Source organism: Streptomyces sp. NPDC041135 (assembly GCF_055592085.1).
Genome location: NZ_JBVIYZ010000019.1, coordinates 93902 through 108190 on the forward strand (window position 1 = coordinate 93902; position 14289 = coordinate 108190).

Sequence of the window (14289 nt, forward strand, 5' to 3'; positions counted from 1 at the left end):
GAGAAAGGCACCTCACGCGCGCCGAACGCGTACGCCCCGCGTACTCGCGGGCGGTCGGCGTCAGGACGGTATGTCGAGCGGGGGCGGCCCCCGAGGATGCGTCGGAGTTTCTTGACGCGTCGGAGTTTCCTGACGCATGATGGCGTCATGCCTACCGATGTGTTCGGCGTGCTGGCCAACCCAGTGCGTCGCAGACTGCTCGAAAGCCTGCGAGAAGGCCCTCGCTCCACGGGGGAGCTGGCCGGGATGTTCGAGCTTGGGAGGCCCGCGGTCTCCGAGCATCTGGCGGTGCTCCGTACCGCCGGACTGGTGCGCGAGGAGCCACGCGGGCGGCACCGCTTCTACCACCTTCAGGCGGCACGGTTGGCCGAGGTGGGCGAGTGGCTGCATCCGTTCGAGCACTACTGGAAGCAGCGCCTGGATGCGCTGTCCGATCTTCTGGACGAGGACGACGAGACGTGACCGAGAACAACACGATCACCTGCGAGAAGTTCCTGCCCCACCCACCGGCGGCGGTGTGGAAGGCCCTGACCGACCCTGACCGCCACGCCCGCTGGTGGGCCGCCGGTGACATCAAGCCCGTCGTAGGGCACCGCTTCGCCCTCGACATGGGCAACTTCGGCAGCCAGCCCTGCGAGGTGACCGACGTGGACGACCAGCGGCTGCTGGCCTATCGATTCGCCGAGGGCTCGCTCGACACCACCATCACCTGGACGCTGCACCCCGAAGGCGAGGGCACCCGCCTGGTCCTCACCCATGCGGGCTTCGACCTCGACTCCCCGATGGGCCGACAGGCGTACGACGGCATGGGCAGAGGCTGGCCCCACGTCCTGAACCGTCTCGACTCCGTCTTGGGTGGGGCCGCCTAGGGTTTGCGTGCGGACCAGAGAAAGATGCCTGCAATGAGGAGGCCGGCCCGGTAGACGGTAGCGGTCTTCTCATAGCGTGTGGCCAGGCAAGGCCAGGGCCGCCATGCCATGTCTCGAGGAGCGCCCGGCCGAAGCAAGCGGGCCGCAGCAAAGGCAGGGAGTTGCCCGGCAGCCCTTCCCGCGGGCGTCCCTGCCGCGTGGGCGATCGACCGCAACTGCGTCACCTTCCGCTCGCCGCGTCACTGACCAGTTCTCACACTCGGGCGGTGAGTGAAGGCGTCTCGGTAGGCGGCCGGAGTCATGCCGATCTGGCGGCTCAGGTGTTGGCGGAGCGACTCGCCAGAGCCGAGGCCGCTGCGGCGGGCCACATGGTCGACGGTGAGATCGGTGGTCTCCAGCAGTTCGCGGGCGCGCAGCAGCCGCTGCTGGAGCAGCCATTGGAAGGGGGTCACACCAGTCTCGGTCGTGAAGCGGCGGGTCAGGGTCCGCACACTGACCTTGGCCTGCTCAGCGAGGTCGTGCAGGGAGATCGGCTGGTCCAAGTGCCGCATCGCCCAGATGCGGGCGGCGTCCAGAGAGGAGTCGGTCGTGGCGGGTAGCGGGGTCTGCACGAACTGCGCCTGCCCGCCGTGGCGCACCGGGTGACGACGGCGGCGCGTGCCGCCGCGTTGGCCACGGCCGCACCGTAGTCGGAGCCGATCAGGTGCAGGCACAGGTCGATCCCGGCGGCCGAGCCCGCACCGGTGACGATCGGTCCGTCCTCGGCGAACAGCCGGTCGGCGTCCACGCGTACCGAAGGGAAAGCGCGCTGCAGTTCCTCGGCGAGGGCCCAGTGGGTGGTGGCGGTGCGGCCGTCGAGGAGTCCGGCCTGTGCGAGGACGAAGGCACCGCTGCAGATCGAGGCGATGCGTTTGCCCGCGGCGGCCGCCTCCCGCAGCGCGTCCAGTGCGGCCGGCTCGGCGTCGTGCCGGCTGGTGGTGGAGGGGACGATCACTGTGTCCGCCGCCGCGACCGCCTGAAGGCCGTGCCGGATCACCACGTCGATGCCACCGGAGGCGGCGACTGTACCGGGCATGGCGGTGCACACCGTCACCTCATAACCGGGGTGTCCGTTGAGTTCGGCGGCTCCGAGCAGCGTCGACGGCATGGACAGGTCGAAGGGCTTGACGGCGGGGACGGCCAGGACGGCGACACGGTGCATGGCTAGATCCTTGGACCTCGTGGCTATCAGGCCACTGACCCTACCTCGCGGCCGCACGGCACAGTTGGGCAAGCGGTCGGGCCCCCGCGCACCTCGTTTCCCTCGCCGGGGAAGCGTTCCGCATCTCTGAAGGACAACGGAGACAACGTCATGGCTGAATCAGTCGTCATCGGGGCAGGCGCGACAGGAGCCGCGACCGCCAGGCAACTGGCCCACAGCGGCAAGCGGGTCCGCCTCATCACCCGCAGCGGTAGTGGCCCCGACCATCCCGGCGTCGAACGGATCGCCCTGGACGCGGGCCGCACCGATGAGCTGACCGAGGCACTGGCCGGAGCGGCCACGGTCTTCAACGCCGCCATGGCCGCCTACCAGACATGGCCGGAGGCCATGCCCCCGCTGTTCGCTTCTATCCTCGCCGCGACCGAGCGGGCCGGAGCCGACTACGTGATGCTCGGCAACCACTACGGCTATCAGCAGACCACCGGGCCAGTCACCGAGCGCACCCCGATGGTCCCGAACACCCGTAAGGGCCGGGTGAGGGCCCAGCTGTGGCGGCAGGCCAAGGATGCCCACGACGAAGGGCGGCTGCGGGTCACCGAAGTGCGAGCCGGCCAGTTCCTGGGCCCAGGCGCCGTCTCGGCGTTCACGCTGCTGGTCGCGCCTCGGGTTCGCGAAGGTGAACTGGCCCTCGTCCATGGCAACCCCGATGCGGCGCATTCGTTCTCGTACACCGAGGACGTCGCAGCGGCACTGGTGGCGGTCAGCGGTGACGAGCGGGCCTGGGGACGGGCCTGGCACGCCCCGGTCATCACCACGACCCTGCGGCAGGCCGCGACCGCCCTCGCCGAACTCCACGGAACGCCCGAACCGCGGTTGGAGCCGCTCACCGAACGGGATATGACATTGCTGGCCTTCACCGATCCGCTGTGGCGGGAGTTCGCCGAGCTGAGTTACATGACCGAGCGTCCGTTCCTCGTGGACGACAGCGATATCCGCGACACCTTCGGACTCAGGCCGTCACCCCTGCGCGAAGCGCTGGCCGCCTGACGCCGCGGTGGACGGGCCGGGGCTTCCGGCCCGCCTCCACTTGGACATGAGGTGCGCGACGTGCCCGACGACCGCCGCAACCTCCCGCGCTGCGTAGGCGCGTGTCCGACAGAGGCCCGCGATGCGGCCACCTTGATCCGAGGTCGGTGAGGCCCTCTTCTTCGTCGCTGCTCGCCGAACGACCGCGCGTCCGCCAGGCGTTGCATCCGCGTGATGCGCGGCGAGCCGCAGCGGCTATCGCCGACGGTCGCGTCGACATCCCGTCGGCATGGCGCACCGACACTCCTGACGGCAGACGGGCTGAGTTCTGGAGCAGACTGCGGCTCCGTCCGACCTGCGCGGTCGCCCTGGCCTGGCTCCTGCTGCTCGTGAGGTCGGCGGTCTACGCCGTGCTCTCCTGCCCCCATGCAGCGGCAACGCGGCGAGGACAACGCCTGCGGGCCGGTTGCACTGGGCCGACTCGCATCCGGGGCAGCGGCGCGCCGACGCGGAGGCCGAGGTGGGGGGAGTGGCGTGGCTCCCACGGGTACCGCGGCCGGCCGCGGGCCGCTCACCACATCCCGGGGATCTCGCCGAGGTCCCCGGGAAGCACGACCGGTTGATGACCGTGAGGTCAGGGCGCGTCGATGAGGGTCCGCTCGTCGCTGGGCGCGAGCGCGGCGATGCCGCTCGCGTAGGCGGACTGTACGCGGGATCGCTCGGTGGCGTTCGGTGTGGCGTTGGTGCAGGCCGTGCCGGCGCTCGACCCCGACATCAGCTGTGAGCAGGGGCCGGGCTTGGTGTCCGGCAGACCGAGGCTGTGGCCCAGCTCGTGGGCGGCGATGCGGGTCTTGTTGTAGCCCTGGTCCACGGCCTGGCTGCCGAGCTCGACACGGACCTGACGGCCCGGGCGAACAGGACCGAGCTGGGATTGCGGCCAGCCCGTGGTGGCGACGATCACGATCTCGGCCGCGCCGCCGGGCGCAGCCTCCACCAGATGGACGTTGCTCACGTTCGCGTTCCATGAGGCGGCTGCCGCCGCGATCGCTGCTTCCCAGCCTCCGGCGCGGCTGTCGTCGTAGCGAAGGGTTACTGCCGCTGCCTGCGCGGCGGACGTTTCACCCGAGGGAGCGGGGGCGGCGGTCGCGGCGCCCGCCATGACGAGGACGAGCGCTGCGGCGGAAGTGCCTGCCTTGAGCCAAGTGCCGAGGGGCATCGCTGCTCCTTCATCCGTGGGGGGATTCCGGCCCCGGCGGGGCCGGGTACGCGAAGGAGCGGCACGGAGTGTCCGGCAGGGGCCGGGCGCACCGTCGACCGCCCCTCCGGGGCGTTGTGATGGTATGCCCTACACTCCCCGCCCGCCATGTACCTGTCATGGTGAATATCAGGCACAGTGCGATAACGAAAGCAGAGTTGACGGCTAGCCTCCGCGTACGCCCGCTGCGCCTGGCGATCGGGTTCGAACCGCTGGCCCGGACAACTGACCGGTCACGCCGAGTACCGCTGCCACAGCTTCACGGCCGTCTCGGGGTTGGACGCGGAGTTGGACTTGTTCGCCACCAGGCATCGGTACTGTTTCCCCCGGTAGGAGACCCGGTCGTTCTCCGCGTACTGCCGGTTGACTTTCCACTCCGAGAATCCCGCTGCCATGTCACGCTACCTTTCATCGGACCGACCTGCTGTCGGCCTGCCCGCATCCTCGCACGTCAGAACCCTGGCCAGCACCGAGCGGGCGTCTCTCCACCCGGCGCCGCGGCACCAGACCGGCCCGAGCACGGAGAACGAGGTGAAGCTGCTCAGGCCGGCGAAGACAATGGAGCGAGGGACGACCGCCAGGGACAGCTTCACGAGCGCGGCGACGTCATCGGCGCCCCCCAGGGCTTCCGTCCTGGACGCACCGGCCTGGGGCCGGGCCGGCATCCGGAGCGAAGGCACGCACAAGGCGTCGCCGGCAACCGCCGGTGCGGGCACGGACGGATGGTGGGTCGGGCGTCAGCTCGGTGCTGTGGGGCCGCGGTAGGGGAGGGTCTGGCGGTAGACGACGCTCGTGGTTGTGCTGCCGAAGCCGGCGAGTTCGTCCATGAGTGTCTCAAGGTGTTCCATCGAGGTCGCGGCCACCTTCAGCGTGTAGCAGTCGTTGCCGGTGGTGCGCAGGCACTCCAGGATCTCGCGGCGTTCGGCGAGGAGGCGGCGCAGCGGTTCGTGGCGGTTGCCCGGGTACTTGAGGCGGACGACGGCGAGGACGGGGTAGCCGACCTTGGCCAGGTCGATCTCGGCACGGTAGCCCGTGATGACGCCCGAGTCCTCCAGATTGCGGACGCGTTCGGTGGTGGCCGAGGGGCTGAGGTTCACGCGGCGGCCCAGTTCACTGAGGGAGATGCGCGCCTCCCGCTGGAGCTGTTCGATGATCGCCCAGTCGACGTGATCAAGTTTCCCGGCCATGCAGCGAAAGTACCAGCAAAATCACGGAGAAACAGCACCTACACAGGGAGGTTCCGCTTCCCTGCGCCATGATCACCGGAATAGCCTCGGACCATGCAACTTGGCGTCAACGTACCGAATTTCGGTCCGGGGACCGATCCCGGCATCCTGCGTGAATGGGTACGGCTCGCGGAGGGCCTCAGCTTCGGCACCCTCATGGTGTCGGACCATGTGGCGGTCACCCCGGACGTGGCCGAGCGGTACCCGGAGCCGTTCTACGAGCCGTTCACCACCCTGTCGTGGCTGGCCGGTCTCACCACCACGGTGCGGCTGGGCACGACCGTGCTCGTCCTGCCGTACCGGCACCCCCTGCTGGTGGCCCGCATGGCTGCCAACCTCCACCGGCTGAGCGGAGGCCGCTTCGTCCTCGGGGTGGGCGTCGGCTGGGCCCGGCAGGAATTCGAGGCTCTGGGCGTGCCGTTCACCGCGCGTGGGCGGCTGACGGACGAATGTCTTGGCATCCTCCGGGAAGCCAGAGAGGCGGGGCGCCAGGAGGGCGACGTTCCCGTCTGGGTCGGCGGCCACAGCGAGGCGGCCCTGAGTCGCGCCGTCAGGTTCGGTGACGCCTGGCACCCGCTGCGGCTCCCCCTCTCCCACATGCGCGCGGTTGTGCGACGGCACGCGCTGCCGGGGTTCGCGCCCCGCATCGCCCTGCGGGTCAGCAGCGCACCGGTCCACGCCTCCGACCGGCCCGCCGGCGTCGGCACCGTCGAACAGATCCTCGACGATCTCGAGCAGTTGCGCCTGCTGGGCGCGGACACCGTCGTACTCGACCCCTACCACGGAGACCCGGAAGAGACGCGCCGGCCCGAAGCGGCATGGCGGGCACTCACCACCGTGGCCACCCACTGGAGCACTCGATCATGATCACCTCGGCCGACGAGGCCCTTCTGCGGCGTGCCATCGGCATCGCCGCCCACGCGGTCACCCTGGGCGACGCGCCGTACGGTTCTCTTCTGGCCGGACCGGACGGCACCGTGCTCGCGGAGGCCCACAACACGGTCCGGCGGGACAACGACATCACCGCCCATCCGGAACTCAAGCTCGCCCGCTGGGCGGCCCGCGAACTCGACCCGGACACGGCTGCCCGTACCACCCTTTACACCAGCTGCCAGCCGTGCGGCATGTGCGACGGCGGCATCGTCCGCTCCGGCATCGGCCGGGTCGTCTACGCGCTGTCGACCGAGCAACTCGTCGCGCTCAACCCGCCGTCGGTCGCCTGGCCGACGGTGCCGCACGACGGTCCGGCCCTGCACGACGAGGCGCGCGATCCCGTAGCGGCCTACTATCGGCCCACCCGATGACCACGACAGGCAGTCCGTCCGGCCTGCTGCCCTCCCGAGAGAGGGAGGCGAGCGTCGGAGTGTGACACCGGTGTCACCGAATGTGCTCCAGGTCTCATCCGCGTCGGTCAGGGGGACAGCGCACACGGGGCCGTTCTGCCGCGCCGCGAAAAACTTGGGGGTCGCTGTCGATCCGGACGCATCCCGTTCGACGTCATGGTGTGGGGCATCTTGCCGCACGTCGATGCGACAGGACCGGACGAGGAAGACATGGACCAATTGCTGAGAGTCATGAACTTCAACATCTCTGACGACGGATTCGGTGCGGGCGAGCACCAGAGTCTTGAGCGGCCGTTCGGCTACGACCATCCCGAGAAGCTGTTCGCGTGGGCCGGAGCCACGGCGAGCTGGCCCATGCGTACGGATTCCGGGGGAAGCCGGGGCCTGGACGACTACTTCACGCGTGACTTCGCCCGCAACATCGGTGCCGAGATCATGGGCCGCAACAAGTTCGGGCCTCAGCGCGGGCCTTGGCAGGACCATGACTGGCGCGGCTGGTGGGGGGAGGAGCCCCCGTTCCGCACGCCGGTGTTCGTCATGACCCACCACGAGCGTCCGTCGTTCACCCTCTCCGACACCACGTTCCACTTCGTCGGCGGGGACCCGGCCGCGGTCCTCGAACGGGCCCGAGAAGCCGCCCGGGGCCAGGACGTCCGGCTCGGCGGCGGCGTCACCACCATCCGGCAGTTCCTTGACGCCGGCCTCGTCGACACCCTGCACATCGCGGTCTCACCGATCAGGCTGGAGTCCGGGCTACGCCTGTGGGAGTCCCCCGACGAACTGCTCGACCGCTACCACCTGGAGGTGGTTCCCAGCCCGAGCGGCGTGAGGCACCACCTCTTCTGGCGAAGGTGACACAAGGATTCTGTCCGCGTTCCACACATCGGATGCTCTCGGAGCGGGACGAGAACGTCACGGCGTGGCGACGGCCTGCCATCCGGAGCGACCTCGTCGGTGGCCCGGTCGAGCGCCCTCATGCCTGCGGGGGAGCCGTCCACGCCCACGGTCACTGGATGGTCCGCCGGCTACGCTCCCTCCGTCACCGGTGAAACGACGGTCTGCGGAGCCCGCAAGCTGCGCGGTGCAGGTCCGAGCGGGTTCGTTCGTGGCATGGTGCGGCGCCGGGCCCGGTGGCCTGGGCGCAGGCGAGCCGGTCGTCGGTGCAGGCGGGTGGCGGGGCCGCTAGGTGATCGCCGACCTGGCAGGTCACGACGAGCTCCTCCGGCCGGCGGGCGGCAGGCTCGGTGAGGGCGAGTTGGCCGATGCGCCCGCGAGCGCTCGGGTTTCCGGCTGGGGCCGGAGTGAGGGCAGGGTCAGCTGCCACCAGTCGGTCAGGCGGTCGGTGACGGCGGCCGTGCCTTCGAGTGCCTCGGTGAGGACGCAGAACCCGAAGAACGCAGGCACCAGGGTGCGGGCCGTGCGGGCGGGGCGGACCTGCGCGTTCAGGTGGCCGGCGAGCCGGGCCTGCGCGAGCAGCCGCGTGGCGGCGGCGGTCCACAGTGCGAAGGGGCTGGGGAGGGGAGCGTTGATGGTGGCGCGCTCGGCCCACAGGCGGGCGCCGGCACGCGTCACCGGGTCCTCGGCGAGGGCATGGGCGATGTCGTAGCTGAGACCGACGAGCCGTTCGACCGGGGGGACCGCCTGGTCAGCGTAGCGGGCGGCGAGCTGCGGCCAGGTGGCGAACCGGTCCTGGACGACGGCGACGGCGATGCCCTCCTTGCCGGTGTAGTGGAAATAGACGGCGCCGCTGGTCCGGCCCGACCGGGCGCTTATGTCATTGACGCTGGTCGCCGCATAACCCTGTTCGGCGAAGAGCCGGGCAGCCGCTTCCAATAGTGACCTGCGGGTTGCCTTCGCTCGTTCCTGCAACGCTTCCGTCCGCCCTCGCTCGGTGGTTCCGCCGGGCACGAACCTAGTGCGCCAGCGTACGCCTGGAGCAAAAGGGGTCGCGCTCGGGTGATGATTACGCATTTCTTTCGATGGAGAACGCGGGCGAGTGGTAAGGGGCGTGGTCCGCCCATGCCGGAGGTAACGCGCGTGGATGAGTCAACTGGCGTGGCTGGACAGCACCGTTGATGGCTTTGTCGCTGCCGTCGCCACACGTCCCTTACGCCCGTATTCAGGCGTAGTCGAGTCGCTTGATGGAGTGATTGCCTGATTTGACGGGGCGGAAATAACATAGCGGTGACTATCTTTCCGCTTTCTGCGGATGGTCGGACATGCCGCACGCCATGCACACGGACGCCCAGGAGGCCCTGTGACCGCCACGCCCCGCGATCTGCTCGACTGGTCGCCCGAAGCCGTCGTCTTCGACTGTGACGGCACCCTGATGGACAGTGAACGCCACTGGCAGGAGGCCCGCAGCCGGGCCTTCCGGGAGTACGGACTCCAGCCACCGTCCGGGTTCGCGGAGCAGGCCACGGGCCTGCACTACCAGGACTGTGGCCGGCTGATGGCACGATCGGTGCACAAGCCGGAACTGGCCGAATGTCTGACGGCCGCGCTCCTCGACCACTTCCTGGCGCTGGTCACCGACGACCCGGTGACCATGCCGGGCGCGGTCCGGCTCGTCCGGCTGCTGGCCGGCCGGCTGCCGCTGGCGGTGGCCAGCAACTGCCCGCGGGTCGTGGTGGAAGGCAGCCTGGAACGGGCAGGGCTGCTCGCGTACTTCCCCTATCTTGTCGTTCCCGACGCCGGGGACCGGGTCCGTCCCAAGCCGCACCCGGACGTCTACACCGTGGCGGCCCGGCTCTGCGGCGTCCCCCCGCACCGAGCGCTGGCCGTCGAGGACTCCCTGCCCGGGGTGGAAGCGGCTCGCCGCGCCGGACTACGGGTCCTGGGCGTCGGCCCCCGACCGCAGGCCGACGGTGCAACCCGCGCCGACCTGTGGTTACCGACGCTGGACACCGACGAACTGCTGACCTGGGCCCATTCCCTGGGCGCCCCCGGACCGCTGCGGGGAGGCCCGAAGCCCACGCCGCCAGGGGGCCCGGCACCCGCATGAACCAGGGGCCCCTGCTCTTGCGGGCAGGACGGATCACCTCGGTGACCAGGCCCAAGGTGCCAGGGCGGCCACCAACGCGTATCCCCGGCGCCGGAAGAGCAGACGCGAGCAGAGCACGCCGATGGCGATGCCGGGCCGCCGAATACGTCCGCGACTTCGGCACGACACATGCCGACCGCCTCGGCAGCACGCTTCCTGCCTGCATCGACGGCCGTCGATACCGGCCGGCTGCCCGGCCTCACCGGCTTCGCACTCCACCTCGGGTCGAGCGCACCCTGTCCATCCACAGCATCCATACCCGGCGCCGCGAGACCTTCTACTGGACCGCCGTGCCGGCCACGTTCGCGCCGGGCACGGCCGCGGGCGACCTCACCGCCACGATCGGCTTCGGCCATCTGGGCTCCGCGGTCCTGTACGCCGCCGCGATCGCCGTCCCGGCCGTCGCTCACCGATGGGGGAGCCTGAACGCGTGGGGCGTGCCGGGGGTCGTACGCCACCTCGCCACCGGCGAAACGGGCCAGACGTCGCGCCAACGGCAGTCCCAGGCTCGGTGGAGTTGGCGTCACCGCCGATCTCGATCTTGAGCAGGCGCAGGCTCGCTCCGTATCCGGGCTTGACGAGGTAGTCCAGGATCTCGTTCCGCTGGGCCGCGGGGTAGTCGGTCACCAGGCGGGAGTTGCCGCCGCCGCTGATCGCGCCGATCCCGTCGAACGTCCGGCCGCTCCGTGTGCCGTCCACCGTGATGGACGTCGCGGCGGCCTGGCAGGTCCTGCCCACATGAGTGCCGGCGCCAGTGCCGCGACAGGACCGAGGCGAGCGCGCAGGCGTATCCGTGTGCACCGAGGCTTGCGCGCCGCTGCCTACCTCCCGTCATGCCCCGGGCAGTGACCAGATCTGTGCCGCTGATCCGTTGCAGTCCCAGAGGGCGAGCTGGGTGCCGTCGGTGCTGGTGGCGCCGGGATCGTCGAGGCAGCGACCGGAGGCGGGGTTGCGGTACCCCCCGTTGTAGGCCTGCCAGATCTGGTTCGCGCCGCCGTTGCAGTCCCAGATCACGGTCTTGGTGCCGTTGGCCGTGCCGCCGCCCGTCGCGTCCAGGCACTTGCCGAGCGCCCTCAGGGTGCCGTCCGAGTGCGCCGACCAGACCTGGGCGCCGGTCCCGTTGCAGGTCCAGATCTGGGCGGCCGTCCCGTTGGCGGAGCTGCCACCGTTGACGTCCAGGCACTTGCCGGCGATGCCCGAGCGTACGGGGCCGCCCACCGGGAGGGGCGGCCCGATCCACCCGGCCGCGTCGGCGGCCTGCACGCCCGCGTCGAAGGCGTCGGCCATCTTGCTGAAGCCGTTGTCGTTGGGGTGCAGTGCGTCGGAGAGGTCGGCGGCGGTCAGGGCGCTCATGTCGACGAGCCGTACGTGCTTGCCCGCCGCCGTCTTGGACTGGACGATCTGAGCCAACCGCTGGTTGAACGCGGGCCGGTTCGGCTCCTCGGTCGAGCTGGTGGAGACGATCACGGTGCCGACCAGTACGGTCGCATCCGGCGCGTCCAGCAGGATCTGGTCGATCAGCGCGCTCATCCGGTCCGGTGCGGTCGGAACCTGGTAGTTGCCGTTCAGGTCGTTGGTGCCGATCTCCAGCGTGATCACGTTGGGGCGGTACTGGGCCAGCACGGAGTCCGCGATGGAGGCGATCTGGTCGATGCGCCAGCCGGAGTGACCCTCGTTGTCCGGATCGGACATGGGGCCGTTGCGGCCGGACCCGACGAAGTCCAGCGCGTGCCCCTGGGCGGCCAGTTTGTTCCACAGGAAACCCCGGTAGCTGTTGCCGGAAGGGCTCCCGACGCCCCAGGTGATCGAGTTCCCCAGCGGCATCAGGCGCAGGGGGGCCGGCGCGGCTGCGGAGGAGGCGGCATGCGGGGCGTCGCGGGTCGTCAAGCGGGCGGCGGCCGCGGCTGTCGTCGGAAGAACGACGACCGTGCTCAGCATGGCCGTCATCGACGCGATCAGGGCGGTTCGGAGTCTTCTCTTCATGGGTTCCTCACTGCGGGGGACAGCGGTGCGGGTGAACGGCCCAGTGGCCACGTGATGACATCGTTGTCTGCATACGATGGAATACGGCGGAGGGTACGTGTCGGGGACGCGCGGAGCCCACGTCGCGGATCGCTGCGGGCAGGGGCCGCTTGACGCGGAGCCAGACTGAGAGCGCTTTCGCAGGAAGCTAGCCAGTGGGCCATCCGCCGTCAACAACCCGGACGGAAATCGCTCCAGCCACACGACTCTCCGTCAACTCCGCCATGCTGGCCGCCCCCGACTGCACCGCCGCGGGGTCGAGCCCGCCGCGGCCGCGGTCGGTGACCGGGCCTGTCTGGTCGACCCGATGCCCGACACTCCCAAGGATCGCCCGGGTGGACAGTGCTGAGCCCGGGTTGCCGCAGGACTTCGACAGGGAGGTGGTCTCCGGTCACGCACCCGCGATCCCCGCACCCCCGGCAGCAGCATGCGGGCGTTCGTACGTATGCCTTGCCCGGTCCTGCGGGCGCCGCTGTCGGCCGCCGCGACCGCCGCTTTTTGGGCTACGGCTTCATCCGGCAGGACGACAGGGGCCCGGACGGGAGCTGGGCGCGAAGGCGGTCGGCTGCCGCCAGGCACGATCCGGCTGCATAGCGGTGCCGGACGTCATGCCCCGGGCCGTCCGTGTCGGGCGGAGTCCGCGAGCCGCTCGGCGAATCGGGCGACGAGTCCGCGGAGTTCGTCCGGTCGCTCGATGACGAACGGACGGTCGAGCGAGGCGAGTACGGCAGGGAGCCAGTCGAGCCGTTCCACCCGCATGTCGACGCGGGACCAGCGCTCGGCCTCCGGATCCGGGCCGCCCTCGGACGGCAGTTCTTCCACGATCGCGATACCTGCGGGGAGCCGGGCCCGGACGTGCTCGGCCGTCCCTTCGACCCGCACCGTGACCTCGTACCGGTAGGCAGCGGTGGCGAGGCCCGACAGGACGCGCTCCGCCGGATCCTGTCCCTCGGGCGGGTCGAACGTGCCGGGCAGGGTCCTCGCACCGGTGATGCGATCCAGCCGGAACGTACGTTCCGCGCCCGCCGCGCGATCCTCGCCGGTCACGTACCACTTGCCCGAGTGAGCGACGAGTCCGTACGGGTGCACCGTGCGCTCGGTGCGACGGCCGTCGGCGGCGACGTACCGGATCGAGACCGGCCGGTGATGGCGCACCGCGTCGGCGATCGGGAGCAGGATGGCGCTCTCCGGGGCCGGTGACGTACTGGAGGGAGCCGTGAAGGTGAGGGAGTCGAGTACGGCGTCGAGCCTGTGGCGGAGCCGTTCCGGCAGAACGCGTCGGATCTTGGCCGCTGCCGTCTCGCTCGCCGTGCCCGCGGCGGTCATCAGACCGGCCCGCTGACCGGCGACCAGGCCGAGCAGTACGGCGAGGGCTTCGTCGTCGCTCAGCATGAGCGGCGGCATGCGATAGCCGGAGGCGAGCCGGTAGCCGCCGTGCCGGCCGCGCACCGACTCGACGGGTACGTCGAGGTCGAGGAGGTGATCGGCGTACCGCCGCACCGTGCGCTCGTCGACACCCAGCCGGGCGGCGAGTTCGGCCGCGGTGCGCAGGCCGCCCGACTGCAGGAGTTCCAGCAGGGTGAGCACGCGCGCGGTGGGTCGGGACATGTCGAGAAGTCTCTCGCGGATACCGGACCGATGGTGTCCGGTATTCGCTTTACCGTGTGATCACAGGCACCGAGTACTGGAGAGACCCGTGAACTTCGTTTCGATCCGCATCATCACGGGCGACGTCGCCCGCCTCGTCGACTTCTACGAGCGCGCCACCGGAGTGGGGGCCGACTGGTCCACCGAGGATTTCGCCGAACTCAGGACCGCCTCGGCGACCCTCGCCGTCGCGGGCGTTGGCACCGTGCCGCTGTTCGCGCCGGGCGCCGCCCGGCCGGCCGACAACCACAGTGTCATCATCGAGTTCCTCGTCGACGACGTGGACCGCGTGCACCAGAACCTGACCGGGGCCGTGGAGGGCTTCGTCCAGGCGCCCACCACGATGCCCTGGGGGAACCGCTCGCTCCTCCTGCGGGACCCCGACGGTAACCTCGTCAACTTCTTCACCCCGGTCACCGCCGCCGCGGTCGCCAGGTTCTCCTGAACGCTCCGGGCACGCACCGCCCATCCCCTCGGACGCCGTCTGCGCATGGGCGTTCGTGCTGCCCCTCAGAAGGCGATGCGGACCTTCAGCGCCTCACGGTGGTGCATGGCGCGGTAGCCGTCCGGCACGCCGTCGAGCCCGACGGTGCGGTCGAAGACCAGGCCCGGGTCGATCGCGCCGGACAGCACGTCCGGCAGCAGTTCGGGGATGTA

The 14289-nt window shown here is 70.3% G+C and carries 14 protein-coding genes and 3 pseudogenes; 8 read left to right on the forward strand and 9 right to left on the reverse strand.

The window, feature by feature from the left end; translation table 11 throughout:
• Positions 1 to 147 precede the first annotated feature (147 nt).
• On the forward strand, positions 148 to 462 hold the full coding sequence (locus ACZ6CZ_RS30095; RefSeq protein WP_469027475.1) for an ArsR/SmtB family transcription factor: 315 nt from the start codon (positions 148 to 150) through the stop codon (positions 460 to 462).
• Positions 459 to 869: an SRPBCC family protein gene (locus ACZ6CZ_RS30100; RefSeq protein WP_469027478.1), complete on the forward strand. Its 411-nt coding sequence runs from the start codon at positions 459 to 461 to the stop codon at positions 867 to 869. Before ACZ6CZ_RS30095 ends, ACZ6CZ_RS30100 begins: the two co-directional genes overlap by 4 nt.
• 239 nt (positions 870 to 1108) lie before the next feature.
• Here ACZ6CZ_RS30100 and ACZ6CZ_RS30105 read toward each other — a convergent pair.
• A pseudogene (locus ACZ6CZ_RS30105) lies at positions 1109 to 2070 on the reverse strand (GlxA family transcriptional regulator).
• A gap of 150 nt (positions 2071 to 2220) precedes the next feature.
• Here ACZ6CZ_RS30105 and ACZ6CZ_RS30110 point away from each other — a divergent pair.
• On the forward strand, positions 2221 to 3117 hold the full coding sequence (locus ACZ6CZ_RS30110; RefSeq protein ID WP_469027480.1) for an NAD-dependent epimerase/dehydratase family protein: 897 nt from the start codon (positions 2221 to 2223) through the stop codon (positions 3115 to 3117).
• 613 nt (positions 3118 to 3730) lie between these two features.
• On the opposite strand, the gene ACZ6CZ_RS30115 is transcribed toward ACZ6CZ_RS30110, so the two are convergent.
• The 3 genes from ACZ6CZ_RS30115 to ACZ6CZ_RS30125 all read right to left on the reverse strand — a co-directional run bounded on the left by ACZ6CZ_RS30115 (position 3731) and on the right by ACZ6CZ_RS30125 (position 5538).
• Positions 3731 to 4312 (reverse strand): snapalysin family zinc-dependent metalloprotease, encoded by a 582-nt coding sequence (locus ACZ6CZ_RS30115; RefSeq protein WP_469027483.1) that lies wholly within the window; start codon positions 4310 to 4312, stop codon positions 3731 to 3733.
• 272 nt (positions 4313 to 4584) lie between these two features.
• The gene (locus tag ACZ6CZ_RS30120) at positions 4585 to 4746 is read right to left on the reverse strand and encodes a carbohydrate-binding protein (RefSeq protein WP_469027485.1); all 162 of its coding nucleotides are present in this window, start codon (positions 4744 to 4746) and stop codon (positions 4585 to 4587) included.
• A 342-nt stretch (positions 4747 to 5088) separates the two neighbouring features.
• Entirely contained in the window at positions 5089 to 5538 is a 450-nt protein-coding gene (locus tag ACZ6CZ_RS30125; RefSeq protein WP_469027488.1) for an Lrp/AsnC family transcriptional regulator, read from the reverse strand.
• 93 nt (positions 5539 to 5631) lie between these two features.
• Here ACZ6CZ_RS30125 and ACZ6CZ_RS30130 point away from each other — a divergent pair, with 93 nt between their 5' ends.
• From ACZ6CZ_RS30130 to ACZ6CZ_RS30140, 3 genes are all read left to right on the forward strand, one after another.
• The gene (locus ACZ6CZ_RS30130; RefSeq protein ID WP_469027491.1) at positions 5632 to 6444 is read left to right on the forward strand and encodes an LLM class flavin-dependent oxidoreductase; all 813 of its coding nucleotides are present in this window, start codon (positions 5632 to 5634) and stop codon (positions 6442 to 6444) included.
• A complete protein-coding gene (locus tag ACZ6CZ_RS30135) occupies positions 6441 to 6881 on the forward strand; it encodes a nucleoside deaminase (RefSeq protein WP_469027493.1) in 441 nt (146 codons plus the stop codon). The genes ACZ6CZ_RS30130 and ACZ6CZ_RS30135 overlap by 4 nt, the downstream gene beginning before the upstream one ends.
• 249 nt (positions 6882 to 7130) lie before the next feature.
• Positions 7131 to 7775, forward strand: a complete 645-nt coding sequence (locus tag ACZ6CZ_RS30140) for a dihydrofolate reductase family protein (RefSeq protein WP_469027496.1) — start codon at positions 7131 to 7133, stop codon at positions 7773 to 7775.
• A gap of 351 nt (positions 7776 to 8126) precedes the next feature.
• Here ACZ6CZ_RS30140 and ACZ6CZ_RS30145 read toward each other — a convergent pair whose 3' ends face one another.
• A complete protein-coding gene (locus ACZ6CZ_RS30145; RefSeq protein WP_469027500.1) occupies positions 8127 to 8789 on the reverse strand; it encodes a ScbR family autoregulator-binding transcription factor in 663 nt (220 codons plus the stop codon).
• Positions 8790 to 9177: 388 nt separating this feature from the next.
• On the opposite strand from ACZ6CZ_RS30145, the gene ACZ6CZ_RS30150 reads away from it, so the two are divergent.
• Positions 9178 to 9924, forward strand: a complete 747-nt coding sequence (locus tag ACZ6CZ_RS30150; RefSeq protein ID WP_469027503.1) for an HAD family hydrolase — start codon at positions 9178 to 9180, stop codon at positions 9922 to 9924.
• Positions 9925 to 10473: 549 nt separating this feature from the next.
• Here ACZ6CZ_RS30150 and ACZ6CZ_RS30155 read toward each other — a convergent pair.
• From ACZ6CZ_RS30155 to ACZ6CZ_RS30165, 3 genes and pseudogenes are all read right to left on the reverse strand, one after another.
• Positions 10474 to 10701, reverse strand: a pseudogene (locus ACZ6CZ_RS30155) (hypothetical protein); the annotation flags it as partial.
• Positions 10702 to 10794: 93 nt separating this feature from the next.
• Entirely contained in the window at positions 10795 to 11946 is a 1152-nt protein-coding gene (locus ACZ6CZ_RS30160) for a ricin-type beta-trefoil lectin domain protein (RefSeq protein WP_469027506.1), read from the reverse strand.
• A gap of 645 nt (positions 11947 to 12591) precedes the next feature.
• On the reverse strand, positions 12592 to 13593 hold the full coding sequence (locus ACZ6CZ_RS30165; RefSeq protein ID WP_469027508.1) for a helix-turn-helix transcriptional regulator: 1002 nt from the start codon (positions 13591 to 13593) through the stop codon (positions 12592 to 12594).
• Between the two features lie 88 nt (positions 13594 to 13681).
• Here ACZ6CZ_RS30165 and ACZ6CZ_RS30170 point away from each other — a divergent pair, with 88 nt between their 5' ends.
• Entirely contained in the window at positions 13682 to 14077 is a 396-nt protein-coding gene (locus ACZ6CZ_RS30170) for a VOC family protein (RefSeq protein ID WP_469027510.1), read from the forward strand.
• A 65-nt stretch (positions 14078 to 14142) separates the two neighbouring features.
• Here the strand turns inward: ACZ6CZ_RS30170 and ACZ6CZ_RS30175 are convergent.
• Positions 14143 to 14289, reverse strand: a pseudogene (locus tag ACZ6CZ_RS30175) (IMP dehydrogenase); the annotation flags it as partial.